The organism is Sporosarcina sp. SG10008 (genome assembly GCF_044569405.1).
GTDB classification, from domain to species: Bacteria; Bacillota; Bacilli; order Bacillales_A; family Planococcaceae; genus Sporosarcina; species Sporosarcina psychrophila.
The window spans coordinates 1405311-1430308 of the sequence record NZ_CP172607.1 but is presented as its reverse complement, the minus strand read 5'-3'; the positions used below and the strand labels follow the sequence as shown (position 1 = coordinate 1430308).

General features: G+C 37.2%; 20 protein-coding genes. 5 read left to right on the top strand and 15 right to left on the bottom strand.

The annotated features are described in order from the left end of the window. Positions 1-18 precede the first annotated feature (18 nt). Together ACGLYD_RS06865 and ACGLYD_RS06860 are read right to left on the bottom strand one after the other, a co-directional pair. Positions 19-639, bottom strand: coding sequence for a YesL family protein (locus ACGLYD_RS06865; protein ID WP_187047591.1), 621 nt, complete (start codon positions 637-639; stop codon positions 19-21). A 524-nt stretch (positions 640-1163) separates the two neighbouring features. Next, the gene (locus tag ACGLYD_RS06860; RefSeq protein ID WP_187047590.1) at positions 1164-1367 is read right to left on the bottom strand and encodes a hypothetical protein; all 204 of its coding nucleotides are present in this window, start codon (positions 1365-1367) and stop codon (positions 1164-1166) included. A 1180-nt stretch (positions 1368-2547) separates the two neighbouring features. Between ACGLYD_RS06860 and ACGLYD_RS06855 the strand changes: the two genes are divergently transcribed. The 5 genes from ACGLYD_RS06855 to ACGLYD_RS06835 all read left to right on the top strand — a co-directional run bounded on the left by ACGLYD_RS06855 (position 2548) and on the right by ACGLYD_RS06835 (position 8372). After that, a complete protein-coding gene (locus tag ACGLYD_RS06855; RefSeq protein WP_187047589.1) occupies positions 2548-3729 on the top strand; it encodes a galactokinase in 1182 nt (393 codons plus the stop codon). Continuing rightward, positions 3730-4734, top strand: a complete 1005-nt coding sequence (gene galE / locus ACGLYD_RS06850; RefSeq protein ID WP_187047588.1) for a UDP-glucose 4-epimerase GalE — start codon at positions 3730-3732, stop codon at positions 4732-4734. Then, positions 4731-6209, top strand: a complete 1479-nt coding sequence (gene galT / locus ACGLYD_RS06845) for a UDP-glucose--hexose-1-phosphate uridylyltransferase (protein ID WP_187047587.1) — start codon at positions 4731-4733, stop codon at positions 6207-6209. Before galE ends, galT begins: the two co-directional genes overlap by 4 nt. Before the next feature lie 12 nt (positions 6210-6221). Continuing rightward, positions 6222-7259, top strand: coding sequence for an aldose epimerase family protein (locus ACGLYD_RS06840; protein WP_187047586.1), 1038 nt, complete (start codon positions 6222-6224; stop codon positions 7257-7259). Between the two features lie 171 nt (positions 7260-7430). Beyond that, positions 7431-8372, top strand: coding sequence for a Gfo/Idh/MocA family protein (locus tag ACGLYD_RS06835; protein WP_187047585.1), 942 nt, complete (start codon positions 7431-7433; stop codon positions 8370-8372). A 75-nt stretch (positions 8373-8447) separates the two neighbouring features. Here the strand turns inward: ACGLYD_RS06835 and ACGLYD_RS06830 are convergent, their stop codons facing one another. From ACGLYD_RS06830 to ACGLYD_RS06770, 13 genes are all read right to left on the bottom strand, one after another. Continuing rightward, complete coding sequence (locus tag ACGLYD_RS06830) at positions 8448-9485, bottom strand: Gfo/Idh/MocA family protein (RefSeq protein WP_399632075.1); 1038 nt, start codon at positions 9483-9485, stop codon at positions 8448-8450. 239 nt (positions 9486-9724) lie between these two features. Next, positions 9725-10765, bottom strand: a complete 1041-nt coding sequence (locus ACGLYD_RS06825) for a Gfo/Idh/MocA family protein (protein WP_187047583.1) — start codon at positions 10763-10765, stop codon at positions 9725-9727. Between the two features lie 150 nt (positions 10766-10915). After that, positions 10916-11884, bottom strand: coding sequence for a sugar phosphate isomerase/epimerase (locus ACGLYD_RS06820; RefSeq protein WP_067208664.1), 969 nt, complete (start codon positions 11882-11884; stop codon positions 10916-10918). A gap of 22 nt (positions 11885-11906) precedes the next feature. Further along, complete coding sequence (locus ACGLYD_RS06815; RefSeq protein ID WP_340741998.1) at positions 11907-12932, bottom strand: Gfo/Idh/MocA family oxidoreductase; 1026 nt, start codon at positions 12930-12932, stop codon at positions 11907-11909. A 176-nt stretch (positions 12933-13108) separates the two neighbouring features. After that, complete coding sequence (locus ACGLYD_RS06810) at positions 13109-13837, bottom strand: ThuA domain-containing protein (protein WP_187047581.1); 729 nt, start codon at positions 13835-13837, stop codon at positions 13109-13111. An 83-nt stretch (positions 13838-13920) separates the two neighbouring features. After that, a complete protein-coding gene (locus tag ACGLYD_RS06805) occupies positions 13921-14940 on the bottom strand; it encodes a LacI family DNA-binding transcriptional regulator (protein WP_340741997.1) in 1020 nt (339 codons plus the stop codon). A gap of 20 nt (positions 14941-14960) precedes the next feature. Next, positions 14961-15779: a carbohydrate ABC transporter permease gene (locus ACGLYD_RS06800; RefSeq protein ID WP_067208654.1), complete on the bottom strand. Its 819-nt coding sequence runs from the start codon at positions 15777-15779 to the stop codon at positions 14961-14963. Then, a complete protein-coding gene (locus tag ACGLYD_RS06795) occupies positions 15779-16639 on the bottom strand; it encodes a carbohydrate ABC transporter permease (RefSeq protein WP_067208651.1) in 861 nt (286 codons plus the stop codon). Before ACGLYD_RS06795 ends, ACGLYD_RS06800 begins: the two co-directional genes overlap by 1 nt. Positions 16640-16718: 79 nt before the next feature. Beyond that, positions 16719-18020, bottom strand: coding sequence for an ABC transporter substrate-binding protein (locus ACGLYD_RS06790; RefSeq protein WP_187047579.1), 1302 nt, complete (start codon positions 18018-18020; stop codon positions 16719-16721). A gap of 198 nt (positions 18021-18218) precedes the next feature. Further along, positions 18219-18914, bottom strand: coding sequence for a YesL family protein (locus tag ACGLYD_RS06785; RefSeq protein ID WP_067208645.1), 696 nt, complete (start codon positions 18912-18914; stop codon positions 18219-18221). Between the two features lie 162 nt (positions 18915-19076). Beyond that, the gene (locus tag ACGLYD_RS06780) at positions 19077-19967 is read right to left on the bottom strand and encodes an ROK family protein (RefSeq protein ID WP_067208642.1); all 891 of its coding nucleotides are present in this window, start codon (positions 19965-19967) and stop codon (positions 19077-19079) included. A gap of 252 nt (positions 19968-20219) precedes the next feature. After that, positions 20220-20972 (bottom strand): hypothetical protein, encoded by a 753-nt coding sequence (locus tag ACGLYD_RS06775; RefSeq protein ID WP_067208639.1) that lies wholly within the window; start codon positions 20970-20972, stop codon positions 20220-20222. Between the two features lie 21 nt (positions 20973-20993). After that, positions 20994-24854, bottom strand: coding sequence for an AAA domain-containing protein (locus ACGLYD_RS06770; RefSeq protein ID WP_399632067.1), 3861 nt, complete (start codon positions 24852-24854; stop codon positions 20994-20996). Between the last annotated feature and the right edge of the window lie 144 nt (positions 24855-24998).

Below are 24998 nucleotides of genomic sequence, written 5' to 3'. Positions count from 1 at the left end.
AAAAAAGTTGTAAATATTCTAGGTTGCTTTCTTTCCTTCTATTTGTTTGAATGCTTGAGAGGCGAACCACATAAGCGAATACGCAATAAGTGAAGACCCTACAAATATCAAGAGAATCGGTAGAAAGTTAAATAAATAATAGAGAAGTATCAAACTAATAACCATTGCGATTGTTTCAAATGGTCTAGCTAATGCAATATAAAACGATTGCTTAAAGTTCTGAGAATACTTAAGCTTATATCGTACAAATACAGGGAAAAAGTATAGTAAAGTAATTAAATACAAGAAACCAATAATCAATAAAATAATATGTAAATAAAAAGATTGGACTAGCTGCTTTGAAATTTTCATATCAATATATAAAAATATACCAATAGCTACTAAAAATGTCCCTAACGCATTGGATTTTAGAAAGTGGGTTTTATACGATGCGAGGAAGGTCTGAAATACTGGAATATCGTTATCATCTTCCATCCATTTACGAATTACCGTAAACATTGCTGTCGTCGCCGGCATAACACCAAACACCACAAGACCCATTAATGAGAATATAACCCATAAGAGGTGGAGATACATCATTTTACTAAGCCATTTTCCTATTTCAAAAATCGCTTTAAAGATACCATTTAAAGATTTCATACGATTAGTTCCTCCTTTAAATCATCTTCAACCCAACTATAGATAGAACCGATTTCAGCCAAAAGTTTCATTACTAGATCCAGGGTTCATATTATTCGCTTTATTAAATCTATACGGAAGAATATTAATATAGAAAATCTTAATAAATCAAATAAAAGTAAATCACTACTTAGTCCTTCATCCTTTTAATACACTCCATGTCCACCGTCAATTAAACACCACGTTCGGTTACATCAATTACTACTTAAAGTGGCTTTCTAAGAACGTCATAATATCAATATAGCTATTGGTCCTGAACCGATATGTAACTTTAATAGGAGTGACATTTCATTCGCAAATTTGCGAGCAATTTTTTACGGTTTATTCCCGTTGTCTCCATTTACACTTTTACTCATCAGCACCTTTAATTTGAAGATATGATCCGAATACTTTCTCACTGCTCGATTAATCCATTCTAATTTGATAATTCATCAACCTGCAAGAAATTACTGAAACAATAAAAAAGCCGATATATTCTGTATACCTCATTCACCTCTAGCAATTAAATCTGAAATTCGTTCGGTGCCACATCTTCCTACTTCAACAATCATTGTCACTCCCTGCTTAACTCTGATTTCATTGATATCATCGCCATAAGCATTGAATGATGGGAACGCATGGACATGTAAATCAATCCAACCACTTGATATATATATCTGAACAATTAATAATATACTGCCCTTGTCCATTTCCAACTGTCGTTATTTCGATTACTTTAACATTATTTAATATACGAATTCGTAAATACATACCTTCCGTTTTCATTAAACTATTTCCCTGATTCTATATGTAAGTTATTGCAAGAGAAGTCTTATTACTATAGAAAAGGAGGCCAATATTCTGGCCCCCAAAGTTATTTCAATACTAAAAACGATTGTTCCAACTTTGTTTTGAATTTCGCTAAAAAACAAAAAGATCATTCTTATTATATAAATACACATGAATTGTAGTCGGCCAAGCCTAGTCATCATTGTTTGTGATAAACGATAAAGAATGCTAAACACGTAAATCTGATGAACCGGTAAGTTTGTTCCATCTAACATCGCTACTATACCTTGTTTCTGTTGAATAGCGTATATTGTACACATTTCATTAACTGTCTTTTACCAGATATCAAAATAAAAACCAGTTTTCACCAAATCGAACTCCTGAACCCAAAAAAAATACATTCCTAGTATTAAGAATATACTGAAAAATACTTTAATGTCAAGTATTTTTGGAAGACTCTCTTATTATTAAATCCACATCATATTGAACTATCCGGTCATAATGTGCCTTTCCAATGATTTGATAGCTTAATTGGTCTGCTAGTGTTCTACCTATTTCTTTTTTCGGGATATTAATTATTGTTAAAGTCTTAGTAGCCATACTAGCTAGTTCTATATTACAATTCCTATTGCTGAAATAGCTAAAGGTGTTTTTCCGAGACTAAGTAATTGACCACGTTGCACGTGTAGCAATAAATCATTAGAAGCAGCCACCTATTATTCACTTTTCCCCTTCATCCGTAAGAGTATTAACATTTTAAAAAATCACACTACTATTCATAGATCCTAATTCGTATTATAGATTAACTTCATTTTTTTTCTTCTAGAGTAATCGCTAGTTTGACGGAAATCAACTAACCAATTTTCGTGCTATAACATTTTTTATATAAGCTTAGATATTGAATATGGATTATAAACCGAACAAAGGTATCCCAGAGCGCAGAAGCAGTTTTGAAAGAAATCTATTTTTCAACCTTTCAGTTGATTGAATACGCATCTTTATCCCCACCTCAACATATAGCGGACTATATTGAATAGTCTTTCAAAGTATAGTACACTATACTTAATTAAATTAATTTATTAACTTCGGGAGGTAACACCTTTGACTAATCCAGATCTGCCAAATAAATTCCGATCAATCTTCGACTCTACCGAAACACCACGCACGTTTTTTGCACCAGGACGAATTAATCTAATTGGTGAACATACGGATTATAATGGAGGCCATGTATTCCCCGCCTCAATCTCATTTGGAACGTACGCACTTGCTCAAAAACGCAATGATCAAAAGTTACGTTTTTACTCGTTGAACTTCCCCTCTATTGGGACCATTGAATGTGATCTTGCCGATTTAGACTATAATGAAGCACATGATTGGGCGAACTTCCCCAAAGGTATGATTCATTATATGAAGGAAAGCGGACTCCAAATAACGACTGGAATGGATATCTTATTTTATGGTGACATTCCTACCGGCGCCGGGCTCTCCTCTTCTGCTTCTATTGAAATGGTCACTGGTGTCCTTTTGGAAGGACTATTTGATTTAAATATTGATCGTGTAAAGATGATTCAACTTGGGCAAAAAGTAGAAAATGATTATATCGGCGTCAACAGTGGAATTATGGATCAGTTTGCAATTGGTAAAGGTAAAAAAGGGCATGCCATCCTATTAAACTGCCAAACTTTAGCCTACAACTATGCCCCTATCGAGCTTGCTGACCATGTGATTATCATCATTAATACCAATAAACAACGAACACTTGCTGGTTCAAAATATAATGAACGTCGCGTGCAATGTGAACAGGCTTTGACGAACTTGCAAACAGATCTTCAAATTAAGGGGCTTGGTGACTTGACGAAAGAACAATTTGAACAACACAAACACCTTATTACTGATGAAACAAACCAAAAACGTGCAAAACATGCTGTCTATGAAAATCTACGGACTGTTGAGGCTCTTCAGCAATTACAACAAGGCAATTTAGAGGCATTTGGGCAATTAATGAATGAGTCACATAAATCTCTTCAACTGGATTATGAAGTAACAGGCATCGAACTAGATACGATTATCCAAGCAGCATGGGATCAACCAGGCGTTGTGGGCGCCCGCATGACAGGCGCAGGTTTTGGTGGTTGTGCAATTGCAATTGTTGAAATAGACAAAGTTGATAGCTTCAAGAACAATGTAAATAAAATATATAGAGGAAAAATTGGTTATGAGGCATCATTTTACACCGCTGCAATTGGTGACGGAGCAAGAGAACTTACTGAAGGAGTGTACTAAATGAGTGTATTAGTTCTAGGTGGAGCTGGATATATCGGTTCACATGCGGTTTATCAGTTAATTGATCAACAGACGGACGTCGTAGTGATTGATAATCTACAAACTGGGCACAGAGAAGCTATCCATCCTGATGCGACATTTTACGAAGGTGATAGTCGAGACATCGAGTTTATGCGTAATGTATTTACTAATGAACCTATTGATGCAGTTGTCCATTTTGCTGCGAATTCCCTTGTCGGTGATTCCATGGCAAATCCATTGGAGTATTATGATAATAATGTCTATGGCACACAAATATTACTGCAAGTGATGACAGAGTTTAATGTCAAAAAAATTGTCTTTTCATCAACAGCAGCCACTTACGGGGAGCCAGAATCTGTCCCAATCACAGAAGAGATGCCAACCAATCCGACAAGTACTTATGGCGAAACAAAACTGACGATGGAAAAAATGATGAAATGGTGCGAACAAGCCTATGGCATTCGCTATGTTGCTTTACGCTACTTCAATGTGGCAGGTGCACGGGAATCTGGAGAAATCGGCGAGGATCATCATCCTGAAACACATCTCGTACCAATCATTCTCCAAGCAGCACTCGAACAACGTTCAAATATCACTATTTTCGGAGAAGATTATGATACACCCGATGGCACATGTATCCGTGATTATGTCCATGTAGAAGACCTTATTCAAGCGCATCTTCTAGCACTTAATTATTTAAAAAATGATGGAGAAAGCGATATTTTCAATCTTGGCAGTAATCAAGGATTTTCAGTCAAAGAAATGATTGATACAGCACGAGCAGTTACAGGTAAAGAAATCCCTGAGAATTCAGGTAAACGTCGTGCGGGTGATCCTAGTATCCTAATCGCAAGCTCTGATAAAGCTGCCACTCTTTTAGGTTGGCAGCCAACGCGAACTTCAATTGAAAAAATCATTCAAGATGCTTGGAACTGGCATGTCAACAACCCAAATGGTTACCAGAAGGACGTGACAGCTAAATGATTTACTCAGATATTAGAGGACTCCTTCAAAAAGGTATCGAAGTGGGACTAATCGATACCGCTGATCAGAATTATGTGACGAATCAAGTACTTGCACTGCTCCATCTCGAATCTATGCCTGCAACAACTGAAGGCACAACAGATGATTCAATTCCAAATCTACTCGACAAAATTATTGCCTATGCTACCGAAAATAATGTCATTGACAATGTTTTTGATGACAAAGAAATACTTTCAGCCACAATCATGAATTGCTTTGTGGAAAGGCCATCTGTTATCAATGCAATTTTCCAGAAAAAATATAGTAACTCCCCAAAAAACGCAACAGATTATTTTTATGAATTAAGTAAAAACAGCAATTATATTCAGATGAACCGCATCAAGAAAAACATCCATTTTAAAGCTACAACAATCTATGGTGAAATGGATATTACCATTAACATGTCAAAACCCGAGAAAGACCCTGAACAAATCAAGAGAGAAAGCGAATTGAAACATGATGTTGATTATCCAAAATGTCTATTATGTATCGAAAACGAAGGATACGCTGGCCGGACAGGTTATCCAGCTAGGGCAAATCATCGTATCATTCAAGTACCACTTGTAAATGAAAATTGGTATCTGCAATATTCACCCTATGTTTATTATAATGAACATAGTATTTTACTTGCTGAAGAACATCGTGATATGAAAATTGGTAAGGATACTTTTAAACGGTTACTTACTTTTATAGAGAAATTCCCACATTATTTTATTGGCTCAAATGCCGATTTACCTATTGTCGGTGGCTCTATTTTGAATCATGATCATTATCAAGCAGGAAGTTATAATTTTCCAATGACAACTGCAACAACTGCACTTTCGTTTACGTTAGAAAACTTTCCAAACATAACTGCATCTGTCCTGGAATGGCCGTTAACAACCATTCGCTTGCAGAGCGATGAGATTGAGCCATTGATTCAAGCAGCTGACCATGTCCTTACCACATGGAAAAGTTATAGTGATGAGGAAGCGGATATCAGAGCCTTTAGTAATGAAACTCCACATAATACAATTACACCGATTGCCCGAATGCGTGCTAACAAGTTTGAACTCGATCTCGTCTTACGCAACAATCGAACAACTGAAGAACATCCACTAGGGATTTTCCATCCCCATGCAGATGTCCATCATATAAAAAAAGAAAATATTGGGCTTATTGAAGTAATGGGTCTGGCAGTTTTACCGGCTCGTCTTAAAGATGAATTAGCTGAAATCAAGAAGTTTTTACTCGATCAAACAACTTCTGTAGCCCCCTATCATCAACAATGGGCAGAGCAAATGAAAGCTAACTATGGAGAATTATCAAACCTAGAGCAAATTGAGTCCATTTTAGAAAAAGAACTTGGGATTAAATTCGCCAAAGTGCTTGGAGATGCAGGCGTTTTTAAAGTACAAAGTGAGTGTGAACGTTTCATCCAAACATTAAATAGGTAGGTGGCTAGCCAGATGAAAATAGAGACCCAAGATATACTGAATAAGTGGAAGTTGTATACATTAACAAATAATAACGGTATGACAGTAAGTTTTTTGAACTTCGGTGGTATCATCACTGACATAAGCGTTCCAAACAGGCATAATCAACTAGAAAATGTGGTCCTTGGCTATACAAATTATACCGATTATGAAGAAAACCCAAATTTTTTTGGTGCGATAATCGGCCGCGTTGCCGGAAGAATTCAAGATGCTTCATTTACTATCCAAGATCAACCATATTCATTGGCAGCAAATGAAGGTGGCCATCATTTACATGGAGCAGACGAAGGATTTCATCAAGTAATCTGGCAGTCTAGTCCCTTTCAGTCAGATGATACAGTTGGCGTGAAATTAAACCATAAAAGTTTAGATGGTGAAGGTGGATATCCTGGTACTATTGAAGTTGCTGTTACCTATACATTGACTAATAATAACGAGCTCATCCTTGATTATTCAGGAACATCCGATAAAACGACTGTGCTTACTATGACAAATCATTCCTATTTTAACTTAAGTGGAAATCTAGCCGCCACGATCCACAACCATCATGTTACAATGGAGAGTGATGACTTTGTTGAACTTGATACGGAACTAATTCCAACAGGTAAAAAAATCAATGTAGTGAATACGCCATTTGATTTCCGAACTGGAAGAAAACTTGTTGACGGCATTAACTCCATATCAACACAAAATAGGGTTGCTAATCATGGATATGATCATTACTTTATTCTCAATCAAACTCAACAACAAAACATCCGTGTAAAAGAAGAAACGAGTGGCCGCCTGATGACGATTAAGACCAACCAACCAGGCGTGGTTATGTACACATCGAATACTCTCGATGAAGGACTTAATCTAGCAGAAGGTAATTCAAAACCTTATTTAGGTGTCTGTTTTGAAACACAAGCCTCCCCTGCCTCATTGCATCACAAGGGCTTTCCTTCCGTTATCTTAGAGGCCCATGAATTATATGACAAACAAACAGTGTTTTCATTTGGCATTGAGGGCTAGATCCGCCTTATAGGGCAAGAACTACTTATTATCAACTATATATTGTATAAATGAACATCTATATAAACTGAGCGAAGCTGCTCGTCTTAGAGCGTGAGGCATCCCCGAGCGCAGTAGCGATTTTAATGAAATTCTTTACATCAACATATATAACTAAAAGGGGCTATTTCTATGAAGTTTGGAATTATCGGAACGAATTGGATTACAGATCGATTACTGGCAGCAGCTAAAGAACATCCCGAATTTAGTGTCGGTGCAGTCTATTCAAGGACTGAGGAGACAGGGAGAGCATTTGCAGAGAAACATAATATCGAACATGTGTATACAGATATGATAGAAATGTTTCAAAGCGGTGATATTGAAGCCGTTTATATTGCATCACCCAATGCGTTTCATGCAGAACAAAGTATTTTAGCTATGAATAATGGCATTCACGTTCTTTGCGAAAAACCCGCTGTCACTTCCTTAATTGAAATGGATCAAGTAATTAAAGCATCTAATGACCATCAAACAACCTATATGGAAGCAATGAAATCAACAGTTACACCTACATTTCTCAACTTAAAAGAGAACCTAGCTAAGATTGGTCCACTCCGACGATTCGTATTTCATTATAACCAGTATTCTTCGCGTTACGATAAATATAAGGATGGCATTATTGAAAATGCTTTTAAACCCGAACTGGGGAATGGCGCTAAAACAGACTTAGGGGTTTACTGTATCGCGCCTATTGTGCATCTAGTCGGCGAACCTAAATCTGTACTTAAAAATACTTATTTACTATCCACTGGTGCAGATGGTCAAGGAAGTATGATCTTAAATTACGATGAATTTGAAGCTGTTATTATGTACTCAAAAATTTCAGATTCCCATTCACCAAATGAAATACAGGGCGAGAATGGCGTCATCGAAATCGATAAAATCAGTGATCCGGAAAAAATTATTATTAAATACAAAGACGGTCAAACTGAGGATATTTCTATTAAACATGAATTTAATACTATGTACTATGAAGTTGAAGAGTTTATAAAATGCGTGAAAAATAATCAAATAGAATCTACAATTAATACGCATGAAATTTCTCGCAGTGTGACAAAAGTTCTTACTTTATAAAAAAAGGTTGTGCAGTATGAATTCAACATTCATACTGCACAACCTTTTTTATTACTTGTTACACTTATTCGATCTTTACTCAATCCTTACACTTTTCCCCGTTTCCGCGGCTTCGATAATACCCAATACTACTTTCAATGAGGCCAATGCATCTAACCCAGTAACAATCGGCTCTTGATCTAACCGGACACTATCAATAAATGCATCGATAACACCGCTATTTATTTGATTGTCATTCGTCTGGATTGATTCAAGCTGGTAGTTGATTCTTTCTCCTTCTTTCATAATCACTTCAATTGGGTAGTCAGGGTTATTATATATTTTTAATATGCCATTTGCACAGTAGATTGTCGTACTATTATCTTCTTCTCCATAATATGTCCATGAAAAGGTAGCCGTTCCAATTCGTCCTTGTTTCGTTTTTAACACACATACGATATTGTCGCATACTTCAATTGGATTTCCGTCTTTATCCACTTTATCAAGTGTTCCTTGCATAGCATTTACTTGATCAATTTCATCGTCTAATAAGTAGTGGAGTAAATCGATTTTGTGAATGCCTAAATCACCTGCTACACCAAAGCCAGATCGATCTTTTTTAAAGAACCAAGTTGAGTTTGTTTTATCCACTCCCCACTTTTCCGGTCCCGAGTGTCCAAACGTCGTCCTAAAAGTGAGCACATCACCCAATTGGTTTTTCTCTATTATTTCCTTCGCCCTTTGATGTGCCCGAGTTAATCGTTGATTATGATCAACCATCAGTTTTCTCCCCGATCTACTTTGGGCTTCAATTATTTTTTCTGCATGTTCGATTGTTAAAGCGATTGGTTTTTCACATAATACATGCTTTCCACTCAGTAATGCTTTTGTAGAAAAAATATGATGAAATTCATTCGATGAGCAGTCACTGATCACCAAAATAGAAGGGTCGGCTAGTAATTCTTCCACAGTTTCCGCTACACCACCGCCGAATAAATCTGCTAACGCTTGTGCACGTTCTATATTTCTATCATAAAAAATAATCTCACTAACATATGGATTGGCTTTATATTCTGGTGCATGCCGTAGTTTAGCGATTGAACCGCATCCAATAATTCCAACTTTTATTTTCAATTATACTCCTCCCCTCTATATTCTTTTTTGGAATATCAAATCATTTCTAATCGTTTTATGGTATTTTATCAAGATTATATTCGAGGTCTGCAATCTGAACAATAGCCCCGCTGTTTAATACCTATCTCATCCATCTTCGCTACCTTTCAATCATCCCCAATTTATCCTTTTCCACTTCTTCTCGAATGGACCAAAATTGTAAATCTAGTGCACCCGTGCTTTTTCCTCATCTAAATACTTCAAAACACTATCGCTTTCCCAGTCTCCGCAGATTCATAAATCGCATTAACAATCTTTTGAATAATTAACCCTTGTTCTGGCGTACTTAATGGGGTCTTGCCTTCCAAACAGCACGCTACAAATTGATTGATTTCAAGTTGATGTCCATTTACTTCTGGTAGATAAGCAGGAGTACTATCGATTAATGTGTTGTATTTCTCTTGATAAATTTTCAAAGGGAAAATATCGGCTCCCCCTTTATTCCCCATCAAGGAAACCTGCATCGTCTCATCTTTTTCGACATTTGCAGCAAAAGCAGTTTCCAAAGTTAAGGTAGCTCCATTTTTAAATGTCACCATACCAACAGCCATATCTTCTACTGTATAGTTTTCAAAGTCCCACTCACCAAACAGCCCTACTCCTTTTTTATGGCCAATTTGTTGATGGATTTTCCCCAATACAACTTCAGGCTCTGGATAGCCCATGAGATAGAGCGCGGTATCTAGCATATGAACGCCAATATCGATTAGCGGACCACCGCCTTGTAATTCCTTATTCGTAAATACCCCCCAACCCGGAATACCTCTCCTACGGATAGCATGAATGCGTGCTGAGTAAATATCGCCCATTTCTCCAGCATCAATAAACGATTTTGCGATTTCTACTTCAGGTCGATAGCGATAATGGAAACCGTACGTTAAAATTTTCCCTGAATCGCTAGCCGCTTTTACCATCAATTGTGCTTCTTCCACAGTCATTGCCGGTGGTTTTTCACACAACACATGACAACCTGCCTCAAGCGCAGCAATCGTGGCTTCTGCATGAAATTTATTAGGCACGCAAACGCTTATCGCATCTAATTCTACGTTCTTAAGCATTTCTTTATAGGAAGTAAAGACATGAGGAATTGTAAATTGTTCTGCAACTTGTTGTGCACGTTCCTCTACAACATCAGCAATAGCGACTATTTCCACCTTATACCCGCTGTTCAAATAATTAGGGATGTGTACACCACTTGCAATTCCCCCAGCACCAATGATTCCAACTCTCAATACACTCATTCATAACACTCTTTTCGTTTTGGATTGTCTATAAGTTGTTGTTGATCATTCAATACAGGTCTACTATATGAATACATGCATTAATTTACTCGTCAAAAAAATTGCGCTGCATGAAAATCTACCTCATACAACGCAACTTTTTTCCGTTTGTTACACCCACCACATATCAGTAGGCTGATCTTTTATCATTACAGATTTCAAATTCGTCACTGCACGTGAAAGCCCTTCATCAACTGACATTAACGGATCCTCATGTTCAATACTCACAACATAATCATAGCCATATGTGCGTAATGCACTCATCATATCCGACCAATCTTGGATACTATGCCCACATCCGACAGATCTAAATGTCCACGCGCGAGATTGCACATCTCCGTAGGGTTGCATATCTGTTAAGCCATGCATGTTCACATTGTCCTGGTCAATAAAAGTATCTTTGGCATGGAAATGATGAATGGCATTTTCTTTCCCTAAAATTTTAATAGCCGCAACCGGATCGATCCCTTGCCACCAGAGATGGCTTGGATCCAAATTGGCTCCAATGGCCGGTGAAGTTGCTTCTCTTAATTTCAACAGGGTATAAGGTGTATGTACTGAAAACCCACCATGAAGCTCAATCCCTATTTTTACACCGTGATCTTCCGCGAATTTCCCTTGTTCTTTCCAGTAAGGAATGAGTTTTTGCTCCCATTGCCAGTTATAAATATCCGAGTACTCTGTTGGCCATGGAGATATCGGCCAGTTTGAATGTTTTGAGCCCTCATGTGATCCCGGCGTTCCTGAGAATGTATTGACAACGGGCACATTTAATAACTGTGCTAGTTTAACCGTTTTCACGAATGTGTCATGAGCGTTTTGTGCGACTTGTTTATTTGGAGAAACTGGATTGTCGTGACAGCTGAACGCACTAATCGTTAATCCGCGGGACTGAATTTTATCAAGATACGCCTTCCGTTTATCCTCACTTGCAAGTAGCTCATCTACATTACAATGGGCATCCCCTGGATTTCCACCCGTTCCAATTTCTATTGCTTGTAAACCTGCATCTTTTACATAGTCTAGCATCTCTTCAAATGGCATTTGTGAAAATAAAACTGCAAATACGCCTAGTTTCATGAATCGTACCTCCAATGGTTAGTCAAATTTTGGTAAATCGTTTTGTTTCCATTGATTCCAAAGCCGCCAGAATTACCTCTAATGACTTCATACCTTCCTCGCCATTAATGAGTGGTTCAGTATCTTGCACAATCGAGTCCACAAAATGTTCGATGATGTGTGTTGTTGTTTGACCACCTTCGGCATTAGACTGAATTCCACCTAATTCATAGTTAACGACTTCACCATTTTTATACTGAACAATTAACGAATAGTTTGGATCATCTTCTAGACGTAATGTAGCATGTTCACCATAGATAATCGTGGAATTATCTTCTTTTGCCGTATAAGCCCAACTAGCTGCAAGTGTTCCAATCACACCGCTTTCAGATTTCAAAATACAAACGGCATTATCATCAACATCTGTATTTTCTTTCGCACTTGTTTCAATAAAACCAGCTACTTCGACAAATTCTTCACCAAGTAAGTAGCGAAGCAAATCAGCTTTATGTACGCCAAGATCCCCCATCGCACCAATAAAGGCTTGCTCTTTATTGAAGAACCAACTGTCTTTACCGTCAACACTCCATCCTTCAGGCCCGCCATGTCCAAATGCAGTTCTGAAGCTATAGATTTTACCTACCTCACCTTTTGCAATTAAATCTCGGGCCTTAGCATGCGATGCTACAAAGCGTTGATTATGCGCGATCATTAATTTTTTATTATTATTTTTTGCAGCTTCAATCATTTCCGTAGCTTCAACTCTCGATGTTGCCATCGGTTTTTCGCATAAGACATGACAGCCCGCTTGTAAAGCAGCAATGGAAACAGGAGCATGTAAATAGTTTGGTAAACAAACACTCACTGCATCCGGCTTTTCCACTTCAAATAACTTTTCATAGCTAGTATAAGCTTTTGCTCCATATTGTAGTGCAATCTCTTGTGCTCTTTCTTCGATAATGTCACAGACTGCGACAATTTCTACTCCGGAATGGCTATTAAATTCTCCTAAATGTCTATTTTTAGCAATACTTCCACATCCAATAACAGCAACTCGTAATTTCGACACTTTTTTCACTCCTCTTATTGTTTTCATTGAATATGAATATATATGTTGAAATTAAGAATCCCATTACATCCGCTACAGCGTGAGAGGCTGCTTCCTGCCTAAACCAAGGATTTTCCCCGCCAGCCTTAGGATTGCGGCTATCCCTTTAAGAGGGCTTCACTGAGTTATAAAAGTATTCATTTGTTCAACATATTAGTAATTTTCTCTAACGGTTTAGCATTGCCATAGATTGGCGTTGGTGTGTTCGAATTGGTAGCCCATTTTGCTGCATTACGAATCACCTGTTGCACATCTTTATTGTAGTATGTAGGATATGTTTCATGTCCTGGTCGGAAATAGAAGATCTTCCCTTTGCCACGCTTAAATGTTGCGCCACTTCTAAATATTTCCCCACCTTCAAACCAACTAACAAAGACTAGCTCATCAGGTGCTGGGATATCAAAATGCTCCCCATACATCTCTTCTTTTTCAAGTTCGATATACTCCCCGATGCCTTCTGTAATGGGATGGCTCGGATCAACAACCCATAATCGTTCTTTCTCATCTGCTTCGCGCCATTTAAGATCACAAGTCGTTCCCATCAACGTCTTGAATATCTTAGAAAAATGAGCCGAATGCAAAACAATTAAGCCCATACCTTCCAATACACGCTTCTTAACTCTTTCTACTACCTCATCTTGTACTTCATCATGCGCAAGATGACCCCACCAGACGAGTACATCTGTATCATTCAAAACCTCTTGCGTTAAACCATGCTCTGGTTCATCGAGTGTTGCTGTTTTTACATGTTGAGCGTCCTGTTGTAAGAAATCTGCAATTGCTCCGTGTATTCCTTTTGGATAAATACCCGAAACAACTGGATTTTTTTGTTCATGACGATTTTCATTCCATACGACGATATTCATAAATAGTTCCTCCTTCAAATAGTCTGTTGCACGAATTTAAGCAACCGGTTGCATTTATATATAAAATTACGTATTCTCCTTATTTACAAAGCTGAACACGAATTTCTTTCCACAATAACAGTTGGTATGATAACACTTTTTCTAAACATTTGCGGATCTTTCACCAGTTCGATTAAACAGTTTGCCGATTCATACCCTAATTGAAATATTTGTGTATCCACAGTTGTTAATGGTGGATTGGCTACTTTTGATATCACTGAATTATTAAAAACAATCATACTCATATCGTCTGGTACTTTAATGTTTTTCTCACTCAAAGCAGTCAACACAATTAACGCATTTAAGTCATCTGAGACAACTAATGCAGTAGGCGGTTCAGCTAAGCCCATTAATTCAGTGATAACTTGTTTCCCATGATGAGGATCGAATTGAATATTTTTGATATAGCCCTCTGATACAGCCAACCCCTGCGCTTTTACCGCTTGAATGAAGCCATTTAACCTGGCTTCACTTACTTCAAACTGATCATCTTCACCAATAAATGCGATCTTTTTATGTCCAAGGTTTAGTAAAAAATCAGTAGCTTCTTTCGCCGCTTGGACGTTGTCATTATCTACAAACATGATCTTACTGGATTGAATTAGAGGTTTGCCTATGACGACGAATGGAATACCAGATTCTATTAAATAAGGAACGACTTTATCATCTTTTTTTGAGTATAAAACGATCATGCCATCCACTCTTTTTCCGCGTACCATTTTTACAGTATCAGCAAAGATTTCTTCCTCAGATTCCCCTGTGGTTAAACTGATACTAAAGTCATGCTTGCTGCACAAGGCGCTGATACCCCGAATAACTTCTGGGAAAAAGGAGCTATGCATAAACTCTGACGTAGAGTTTTTCATAATAATACCGATTGTCTTCGTTGATTGTGTAGCAAGCATTTGCGCATTATAGTTTAAATGGTAACCCATTTCATCCATAACTTTTTGGACTTTTCGTTTCGTTTTCTCACTAATGAGGGGGCTATCTGAAATTACACGTGAAACCGTAGATGGGGCTACATTTGCTTGAGCCGCAACATCTTTGATCGTTACTGACATAACCTTCATCCTTTATAGTTTTATTTAACGGCACCTTCTGATACCCCTTCGATAATTTGCTTTTGCGCAAAGAAATAACCGATAATAACTGGAATCACGGCGATTGTTAACCCTGCTAATGCTAAATGCCATTGTTTTGTGTATTGACCAAAGAATAGGAACATTTTTATAGGAATTGTCGCACTCGAGTCCGATAATATCAGAGATGGTAATAAGTAATCATTCCAAATCCAAATCACATTTAATATTCCTACTGTAACTGAAATAGGCTTAAGTAATGGGAATATGATCTTCCAAAACACTTGAAATCTATTCGCTCCATCGATAATGGCAGCCTCATCCATTGAACTTGATATTCCAGTCATTGCACCATGATATAAAAATATAGATAAACTAGAACCAAATCCTAAGTACATAAAGATAAGGCCTGGACGATTCAACATATCCGCTTGTCCAAATAATGAGACAAGTGGAATCATAACTGATTGAAATGGAATTAACATAGCAGCAACAAAAACTAAGAAAATAATGCCACTAAGCTTACTCTTATTCCGTGCCAATGCATATCCCGCCATAGATGAGAAAATAATGATAATTCCTACACCTGAAACAGTAATTAGTATAGAGTTCAAAAGGGCACTCATAAAATCTAAATCAATAAAAGCCTTCACAAAGTTATCCATCGTATATTCTTTAGGTAATCCGAGTACATCCGTGAAAATTTCCCGCTTTGTTTTAAATGCATTAACAATCATTAAGTAAAAAGGTGAGAGCCATAATAAAGCAAGCAATAGGCCAAAAAATTCTATAATATATAAATTACGTTTACTTTGCTTCATTACAAATCCACCTCTCTTTTTTTATTAAAGTAAACTTGCGTGACGGCAACAGCGGCTATAATCAGGAAGAAAATAACGGCTTGCGTCTGGGCATAGGCCATTTTATTTTCAGTAAAAGCTGCTTTAACAATACTCATCGCAACCATTTGCGTGGAGTTATAAGGTCCGCCATTAGTCAACGACAGGTTTTGGTCATAGATCTGAAATGAACTAGACAGTGTTAAAAACATACTAACCGTAAATGCAGGTGCTACTAGTGGAAAAGTGATTTTCCAAAAACGCTGATAGCTAGATGCTCCATCAATTTCTGCCGCTTCAATCAAATCTTTTGGTATGTTTTCCAAGTAAGCAATATAAATAATCATAATGTACCCAGCCATTTGCCAAGATGTTAAAATGACTAGTCCCCAAAAGCCAGTTGCGGTCGTAGACAACCAACCTGTTAAGGCCTCAATTCCCAGCAAATCTCCTAATCTCCCAAAAACACTTATGAAAACAAACTGCCAAATGAATCCTAAAATGAGCCCACCAATTAAGTTTGGCATAAAGAAAACAGTTCGCATAAAACTACTCGTTTTCATTTTCCGTGTCACTAGCAAAGCTAGACCTAGTCCTAAAAAGTTAAGGAGTATGACGGAAGTTACTGCAAATTTAGTAGTAAACCATATCGCTGCTCTGAATTCTGCATCTTTAAATAAAGTGATATAATTCTTAAAGCCGACAAAGTCAGTTACTACCATACCATTCCAATTTGTAAAGGAGTAAATAACACCATAAATAAATGGGATAATAATCACAATACCTAAACTTAAAATCACTGGCATTAGAAATAACCAAAATGATAAATCACGGTTACGCATTACTTGCACCCCCAATATGTAGTACAGCTAACAAAAATTTGCATGAATTTTTGTTAGCTGTATTTTTCTGTAGATCAAATCATTTTCGTTCTTCTTCCCATTTAACTTGTACTTCATTAATCATTTCATCCCAAGCGATACCACCACTTAAATACTTTTGCATGCTAGCTCCAAGTACATTTTCACTCCAGCCCGTTGGAGCCCCCTGGAACACCCATCCTTGTATAGTGTTCCCCTTGGAAGCATATTCATAAATTGTTTGAGAAAGAGGATCTGCTATTTTAGATGAATCATAATCTTTATACGCAGGAATAAATTTAAAGTCTTCTAATACAGCATTTTTACCAGTCTCAGATGTATACATCCAATTCAAGAAATCTTTACTTGCTTGAACTACTTTTTCATCACTATTACTATTTACAGCCCAATACATCGGAACTCCGGCTGGAATATGACCTTCCAATCCTTCAACAGGAACTGGAATAATACCGATGTTATTTTCAGCTAATTCTGGATCCATATCATAAATCGAGTTATAAACCCAGTTACCTTGTTGAATGATAGCAACTTTTTCTAAAGAAAATAATTGTTCTACTTGTTGGGAGTAATCTAAGCTGAGAACAGGTTGAACAGAATATTTATTCTCCAGGTCAAGATGCCTTTTCAATTCATCACTTTTTTCAAATGCTATCGTCTTACCATTAAAAGCCTCTATAGCATCATTATTGAATTCTGGTGCAAAGAAGATGTTTGCTAAATGGTTTCCAATTACCCATTTTTCTTTAGCTGCAAGTGCAAATACAGCGTCGATGCCTAGTTTCTTCTTTTGGCTGTCCAATGACTCAACCGCATTCTCTAAATCGTCAAAAGTAATAATTTCATCTGGATTAATTCCAGCCTCTTTAAAAATTCTTTTATTATAAATTAAGCCATAGCCTTCTTGATTAAACGGCAATCCCAGAACTTCATCACCATTTCGCACAGTGTCTAGTGTACCTTCAAGGGCAATTTTTGCTGCATCTGTATCGGATACGTCTGCTAAATAGTCTTTATACTCTTCAACAGCAGATGGCCCACCTACATTAAAAATATCTGGTTCTTCACCTGAAGAAAATGCCGTTTTTAAAGATGCGCCATAATCATTTCCCCCACCGACAGTTTTAACATTAATCTTTACATCAGGATTTTCTTTTTCATATACTTCTACAAGATTTTCAAATTGATCTTTAATTTCTACTTTAAATTGAAAAATATCAACTGTTACCTGATCCCCAGATGCATTGTCTTTTCCTTCGCCTTCCGAACCTGAGCATCCGACTAATGCAAGACTAGAAATTAGAAATACGGAAACTAAACCCCAAAAACGCTTCTTTTTTCTCAATATAATCTCCCCTTTTTTGTTTTCCTCCAATGAAAGCGGTTGCACAATTTAATTCTAGTAGCCATTAATTATCGACTTATCCCCCTAGACCAATCATGAAACCGGTTGCATTGATTTACATCTTTAGACTAACATCCAATTTCTAATTGTGCAATACAAATAATTGATTTATTAGATTCCATTAAATTTTAGGTGATTTCAGTTTTTACTTTTATCAATTATTTTTAGGTAATTTCTATAAAAAGCGGAAAAGCATAAAAAGGCAATAAGCGAGCCTGTTAAAAAGGGAAGGAAGAATCTGAAAACGTTTAGGCTTATATATAGGACTACACCACTACTAATTGCCACAGCAATAAATAATACTGGACTTCCTATCGTTAGGAGAAATGTATTTTTTAATGCAGTAATCAACTTCATATGATAATGAACTGTAACCGAAAAAAGATTGATTGAAAAGACAAATAAGATAATACCCAAAATCATAAAAAGAAACATCAAAATACTACTTTTATCAACAAAATAATAGACATCTACCGCCCAAATCATCCAAGCTATTGTTAAAATAAGGCCACTTGAAGCACTTCTTTTATAATTTTCTTTATAGTACCGCCAATAAGTCTTGAAAAGATGACTACTATCTTCATCTTTAATAATCCACCCTCTTACCATCCCAAACATTGCGGTCGTTGCAGGGAAGAATAAAATTGGCATTAATAGTATTAAGGGAATCAATAAAAGGGGTAATTCTTCTATTTGTTCAATAAATAATAGATTTAAAAGCAAAAAAACAATTGGTATATTAAAGAGAATCCAAAATAGATTAATCAAAGAAAACTTCATAATCCATTCACTAATGGCATACAAGCCACCCATAAAACCCGTTTTGTTGTTCATACTTATATCACTCCCTATTTTCTAAATTGAATGGTGTCATCGTGTACAAATACCAAAAAGAGAGTTAACCACTTAATGTGATCACTCTCAATCATAGAAGTAACAAAAGGAGCTATCTCTCAAAGTTTCGACCTTCACAAAGCTTTATAGAGTATACTTTCTCTAGTCCTTGCTAGGAAAATGCAATGATGCCGCACCTAATAATCCTGCTTTATTACCAAGCGAAGCTTTCAATATTTCCACATTAGAAAAACTTTTCAACATTAATTCTTTTGCTTTATTAGTCACCATTGCTACTAATCTTTCTTGCTCCATGACCCCACCGCCTATAATAATCGCAGGAGGATTAAAGATATGTGTTAGTGAAACGAGGCCATATGCTACTTCAAGTACCCAGTCATTAAGAACCTCTTCTAATTTCACATCACCTTGTTCAAGGCCTTCAAAAATCTTTCGACCATTGATATATTTTTTATCAAGTTGCGATGCTTTTTTTACTAAAGCTGTGGTCGATCCATACATCTCGTAACATCCCACACAGCCACAATTACACTTCTCGCCTCCAGGATGCAAAATCATATGTCCAAATTCACCTGCACCTCCATTAAGCCCCTTATAAACAGTGGAATCAATTACTATTGCTCCGCCTATACCTGTTCCGTAAGTTAAGCATAAGAAATCGTTAAAGTTCTTACCAGCACCAAAATAGTTTTCCCCTAGTGCAGCCGCATTCACATCGTTCTCAACTTTCACAGGAACGCCGAACTTAGCTTCAAAAATCGCTTTTATTTTCATACCCGTATAATTTGGAAAATTTTCATTCGCATAAATGATAGAGCCCTCTTCACTATTTACTTGACTGGCTGTACTAATACCGATGGCATCAAATCCTGTATAAGCGTCTATGATTTTCGTGATTATATTATCAACTAAATGTGGTCCACCCTTCTCAGCTTCAGAATCGAATTCTTTAAAAGCAGAAGCATTCCCTTTCTCATCAGCTATACACATCTTAATAGATGTTCCCCCAATATCCACTGCTACTATTTTCATATATTCCATCCCTACATTTCTTATTTTTTATGCACTAAACTAGTTGAACTTGTCTGCGAATTAACTGTAGCACAAGTTTCTGATTCTATCCACCCAAATAAGAGACCTTTTAATACTTCTATCTGACACTCTAACAAATACTTCATACGTACTACTAGGACAACTACAAGGCGAAGTTTATGCAATTAATAAACGGGAGATTCCCCAACTAAAGGATTCTCCCGTTTCACCTAGATATCTGTATCAAATTCATTATAAATATATCTCTCGCCACTTTTTCCGTTCTTTTTCATTTAATTGTGCTTCGAGCGTCTCATCCCAGTGTTCTGACAGCGTATTCCACACCCTTGCATAGAGTAAATCCTCTGCCTCGTTATACATATGAAATTCAATGCATGGAACCAAATCGACTTGAATGTCAGAAGCAGATACAATTTCAGACACAACAATCTGAACGTTTCCTTCTCCTGATTCTACGCCCATCGCTTTAAGCGCATCTATGAGAACCGAATCCTCAAGCTTCGCTACAGACCAATCATCAATTTCGCTTTTAAAGCGATAAAGTTCCTTCTCTTCATACGCAATATTCTTTATTTCTCCATTCAGAAATGCTTGATGGCATGGACTGTAAAGCGCATGTGTAGAGCCATTTTCTGGTTCATGTACGAAAATACCCGTTTTAAACTGCCGGACCCCAACTTCTGTTAAAGAGTAAAAACCTTCTCTTTTTTCGATTACACCAGTTCTCGACATTTTATCAATCAAATCATTGATAAAAAGCTGTTCAACGAGTAGAATATCACTCAACTCTTCAGCAGTTGCAATATCGGCTTTTCCAAAAGCAATCAACATCATTTTCATCAGAATATCCACTTTCGTGCGCATAACGGTTTGGTAGACAATTTCGACTGAATTAACAGGTAAACTCCATGATAGAGAACCCTTTATTTTTACATTAAAGTCCTGTTGAAGTTCTTTTGTTAACCGTCCCTTTAAGTCATTCATACACAGGGATCCCCCTATAAATCATACTTTTGCAGTTCCTTCAAGATTCCTAAGCCCATTTTTCAATTTGATGCTTTCTAAAAGACGTCCATACATTTCCCTTGAACTTGGATGTTTTGTCCTCATCGTGAACATACCCGAACTCCCCACGATTATGAGCAACTCGCGTGCACGTGACAAAGCAACATTTAGACGCCTGTAATCCCTCGCAAACCCGATGTCACCACCCTTATCCTGGTGATTCCGAACGAAACTTAAAATAATGACGTCCATTTCCATGCCTTGAAACTTGTCCACTGAACCTGTTCTGCAATGTAGATGCTGCGGGATTAATTCTTGCTGAATTAACCGGTCTACTCTTTTCACCTGTTCACCATAGAAGCTTATTACACCAACACTTTTTTTGTCTTCCTGCTTCATTCTTCCAGCATTTTTCGCATTTTCAGTTGCCTTATCTAAATCCATCAAGAGTTTTTTTATCATCGTCAATTCAGCCTGATTAAAGCGACTAGTACCCCCTTTAACCTTCTCCTCGAAATACTTCGGTTCATTTGGCATGTCAAACCAGAGAAGATGATCTTTCCTATGCACATAGCGGGATTCCATCAAGTGATCACGAACAGAATCTGAGTCCGTTAAACCACACTGAAGACCATAATTTCCTTCTTTGTAAAAAGGCGTAATTGTTTCCATTATACTTTCGTGCATACGATACTGGATGGCTAGCATCGTTTTGTTTTGCTTCGGTAATGTTCTAAAAAGACGTTCAAATAATGATTCTTTCAACAATTTTTCTAGTTCATTCTTTTCTTCAGTATTGTCGCTCTCCTCAAGTAATTCCTCCAGTGTATCTTGCCCCATAAGTGGTGGTAACTGATGATGATCCCCCACTAAAATAATCTTTTTCCCTTTTAACATTGGTAGCAATAATTCGGGAGGTGTTGCTTTAGAAACTTCATCTATAATGACCACATCGAATGTCGGATACTCCTCCATGAAATCACGTCTCGCAGACGCGACGCAAGTTGTCCCTATGACATTCGCATGCTGTACATATAGTTTTCGGATTTCGTCAAGATCATATTCATTCGCTTCCGTGAGCAGTGTCCTCCATTCATTTTGAAGTGAATGGTTGATAGGCAAACGTTCTTTATCGATTTTGAGTTTCTTCACTTTTTTCGATAAAGTCATGAGTGAAGTTTGCGCTTGTTGACGCTGTTCTTCGGGATTCTGGGCTAGCAATTCCACTAAAGGTGCTAGTTGACTTTCCTGCTCCAGGCGCTCTGCATTTATCGAATCAAGTTCTTCACTTATGACTTGAAGCCTAGCTCTATTGTTTTGTAATCTTTGAGTATTAACGTCGACTTCACTGTTTTTAGCATCCAACTCATTGATATATCGTTTAAGTGTCGCCTTCTTATCCATATAGTCGGCATAGACTTGTTCTTTTTGCTTCAATTTTTCTTTCGCTGCTCTAAGTGATACCGTTTCATCGACAGTTCCAACTTCTTCTTGAATTTTTTCAGCAGTTCGCTGAAGGTCACTTAGCGTTATTTGGTGACTCTCCGCATTGCGCTGCATTGCGCTTCTTTCCTGTTCTATTTCTGATATAAATTGATTGGTATGATCAATTATTTCTGTCTTAATAACAGCAAACATTTTTTTGGCATCCAACCTAATTTGATTTTGTTTTTCCAAATTTCCGCCCTGTGTCTGCACATAATTCTTTCTTTCACGTAACATTTCTAAAGCAATCGCGATTTTATCAAGATTATCATATTTTTGAGCCGAATAATTCCTCGTTTCAAGACTACTTTTAGTCGCTGGATCGATTAGAAATTTCCCAACACGATCAATGAGCCCATGAATATCTGTTACTGAACTATACTTTTGGTTCACAGTTCTTTTAACTGCATTTGGCAAAAATCCATGCTCTTTCAACAAACGCTCTATCATCTCAATAGCCGCTAAAAGTCTTTTTTGTAATTCTTGCCATTCACTGTATTCGCCACTAGACGTGTCGGATTTAATTGAATCAATCAACTTATTTAATTCGGTCATTTTCCAATTCGTATTGAATGTCGGCACTATTCCGAAAAACTCTAGTCGATTTTTCAATAAGTCAATTTTGGTTATTGAATCTAACTGTTTCACAAACACATGAATAGTATCAATTTTATTGCTTTTTAGTTCCAGTTCTTTACCTATACTTGCGATAGCATTTTCTGACTCGTCAATCATGTGTATTGTTTGACGATAGCTTATGTAAAAACGCATTTGCTCTAATTGAGGTTCTAATTTCTCCATCTGTTCAATTGTCTCTGGACTCATGTTTTCAACTTGTATAACTTGTTCAAGTTGAGTGATTTCCTTGTTTAATGCGTCCGCTAATTTGTTGAAGTCAGCTTCATTTCCTACTAATTCTTCACATTCCTTTTTATAGATTACTGCTTTTTTACTGAGCTTCATGATTTCGCTAGAGAGGAGAAGATGTTGTGCTTCGGCCTCTTCTTTTTGCTTTATTTTTTCATCTAGCGACAGCAGGTCCTGTTGAAGTTTTTTCAATCGCACTTCACAATTCACTAACTCATCTTGAAGCTGTGCTTCTTTTTCAGTATTTGACTGAAGTTGATTATTCACTGCATCTAACGTTACGTTTTTCCAGTTCAAAGCTACATTTTCTTCAATAAACTTTTTTCCTTCTTCTTCAATACTATCTGTCCGACCGTAACGTAAAATCCGAATATCTTGATGCGTTAATAATCTACCGAGTGCATTGTCCACCGCTAGATTTGCTTGTGAGGCGACGAGTGTACGCAACCCCGCCTTGACATTTTGATGACAAATTTCAGAGATAACTGTCGTCTTTCCGGTCCCCGGAGGCCCTTGAATCACGTACAAATCATTTGACGTCATGGCCCCAGTTACAGCTTCTTGTTGAAACTCGTTTAATTCATTATGAAAAACAAGCTCTTGCTGTTTTTTTGAAATACGAACGACTGGCCGCTCCTCGAAAAGGACCTTTTCTAAATTTGCATTGGCAGCTAGACCATCTTGGAGATCTTTAAAACCTTTCCTTAATCTTTTTACTTGACTAAGTTCAGCAAAGTTACTAAATACAACTTCCTTATACGATTTCGGATGCCATTCATTCCGTCTTGCCATCTCTTTATAATTCCGACTCAGTTCGATTTCAATAACTTTCTTAGACCTATCTGTATTTATGACGCTACCTATGTCATTTGATAGCCCTTTCATCTTGGCAACAAAACCTTTAATTGTATTCCATTCATTTCCTTTTAACCCACTGCAAACAATACTCAGTTTACTGAAATCTTCATTAAAACTGGCCATTGAAAAAGTTGCTGTCAAATCTGCAACATCCGCATTACTTTCTTGAATTCGTAAATAACCTTCCCAGCTGGCAATTCTTTTCTTCACGTACTCAGAACGTTCTTGTGCAATCGGTAATTCTCTAATGCTTGTGTACAAATCGATAGGCATCGCGACGCCGGCACTACGGCCTACAAGAAACTTCAATCGTACTGGAAGACGTCTGTTCGTCTGTACGGGTTCTCTACGGCCCCTAACGTGGAAACCAGTCGCTAAAAAACCATCATTTTGATAAACACATTCCATTACAGCTACTCTATCGTTTAAACGCTTCGATAAAGCTTCGTTTGAGCCATTGTCGAAGAACAACGAAAAGGACATATTGCCCTGTCTATTATTGGGACGCTTTTCAATATGTACATCGAAGGCAACCTGCATCGAAAAAAAGGCGTGCTCATCCGTTGACCATTTTATGAGTTCTTTGCGTGCGTTAGCCGTAATTTCAAGCCCACAGCGCATCGCCACATTTATGGTTGATTTATGTCCCATTAAGCATGCCTTCCTTTCGTAAATTGGGTCTATTCTTAAGTATGACACTGTATTCAGGATAAATGTATACAATCACTCAATTGGTTCAATTACTAATAGAGGTGACAGTTAATCTGATTTATAAAGGCCACATTTCCAGACCTA

Bases quoted from the DNA above. Each gene is read 5' to 3' on its own strand.
- galT (WP_187047587.1), top strand. From the start codon at position 4,731: ATGATTTACTCAGATATTAGAGGACTCCTTCAAAAAGGTATCGAAGTG.
- ACGLYD_RS06865 (WP_187047591.1), bottom strand. From the start codon at position 639: ATGAAATCTTTAAATGGTATCTTTAAAGCGATTTTTGAAATAGGAAAA.
- galE (WP_187047588.1), top strand. From the start codon at position 3,730: ATGAGTGTATTAGTTCTAGGTGGAGCTGGATATATCGGTTCACATGCG.
- ACGLYD_RS06820 (WP_067208664.1), bottom strand. From the start codon at position 11,884: ATGAAACTAGGCGTATTTGCAGTTTTATTTTCACAAATGCCATTTGAA.
- ACGLYD_RS06810 (WP_187047581.1), bottom strand. From the start codon at position 13,837: ATGAATATCGTCGTATGGAATGAAAATCGTCATGAACAAAAAAATCCA.
- ACGLYD_RS06785 (WP_067208645.1), bottom strand. From the start codon at position 18,914: ATGAACAACAAAACGGGTTTTATGGGTGGCTTGTATGCCATTAGTGAA.
- ACGLYD_RS06825 (WP_187047583.1), bottom strand. From the start codon at position 10,765: ATGAGTGTATTGAGAGTTGGAATCATTGGTGCTGGGGGAATTGCAAGT.
- ACGLYD_RS06805 (WP_340741997.1), bottom strand. From the start codon at position 14,940: ATGTCAGTAACGATCAAAGATGTTGCGGCTCAAGCAAATGTAGCCCCA.
- ACGLYD_RS06840 (WP_187047586.1), top strand. From the start codon at position 6,222: ATGAAAATAGAGACCCAAGATATACTGAATAAGTGGAAGTTGTATACA.
- ACGLYD_RS06800 (WP_067208654.1), bottom strand. From the start codon at position 15,779: ATGAAGCAAAGTAAACGTAATTTATATATTATAGAATTTTTTGGCCTA.
- ACGLYD_RS06860 (WP_187047590.1), bottom strand. From the start codon at position 1,367: ATGGACAAGGGCAGTATATTATTAATTGTTCAGATATATATATCAAGT.
- ACGLYD_RS06795 (WP_067208651.1), bottom strand. From the start codon at position 16,639: ATGCGTAACCGTGATTTATCATTTTGGTTATTTCTAATGCCAGTGATT.
- ACGLYD_RS06775 (WP_067208639.1), bottom strand. From the start codon at position 20,972: ATGAATGACTTAAAGGGACGGTTAACAAAAGAACTTCAACAGGACTTT.
- ACGLYD_RS06835 (WP_187047585.1), top strand. From the start codon at position 7,431: ATGAAGTTTGGAATTATCGGAACGAATTGGATTACAGATCGATTACTG.
- ACGLYD_RS06780 (WP_067208642.1), bottom strand. From the start codon at position 19,967: ATGAAAATAGTAGCAGTGGATATTGGGGGAACATCTATTAAGATGTGT.
- ACGLYD_RS06770 (WP_399632067.1), bottom strand. From the start codon at position 24,854: ATGGGACATAAATCAACCATAAATGTGGCGATGCGCTGTGGGCTTGAA.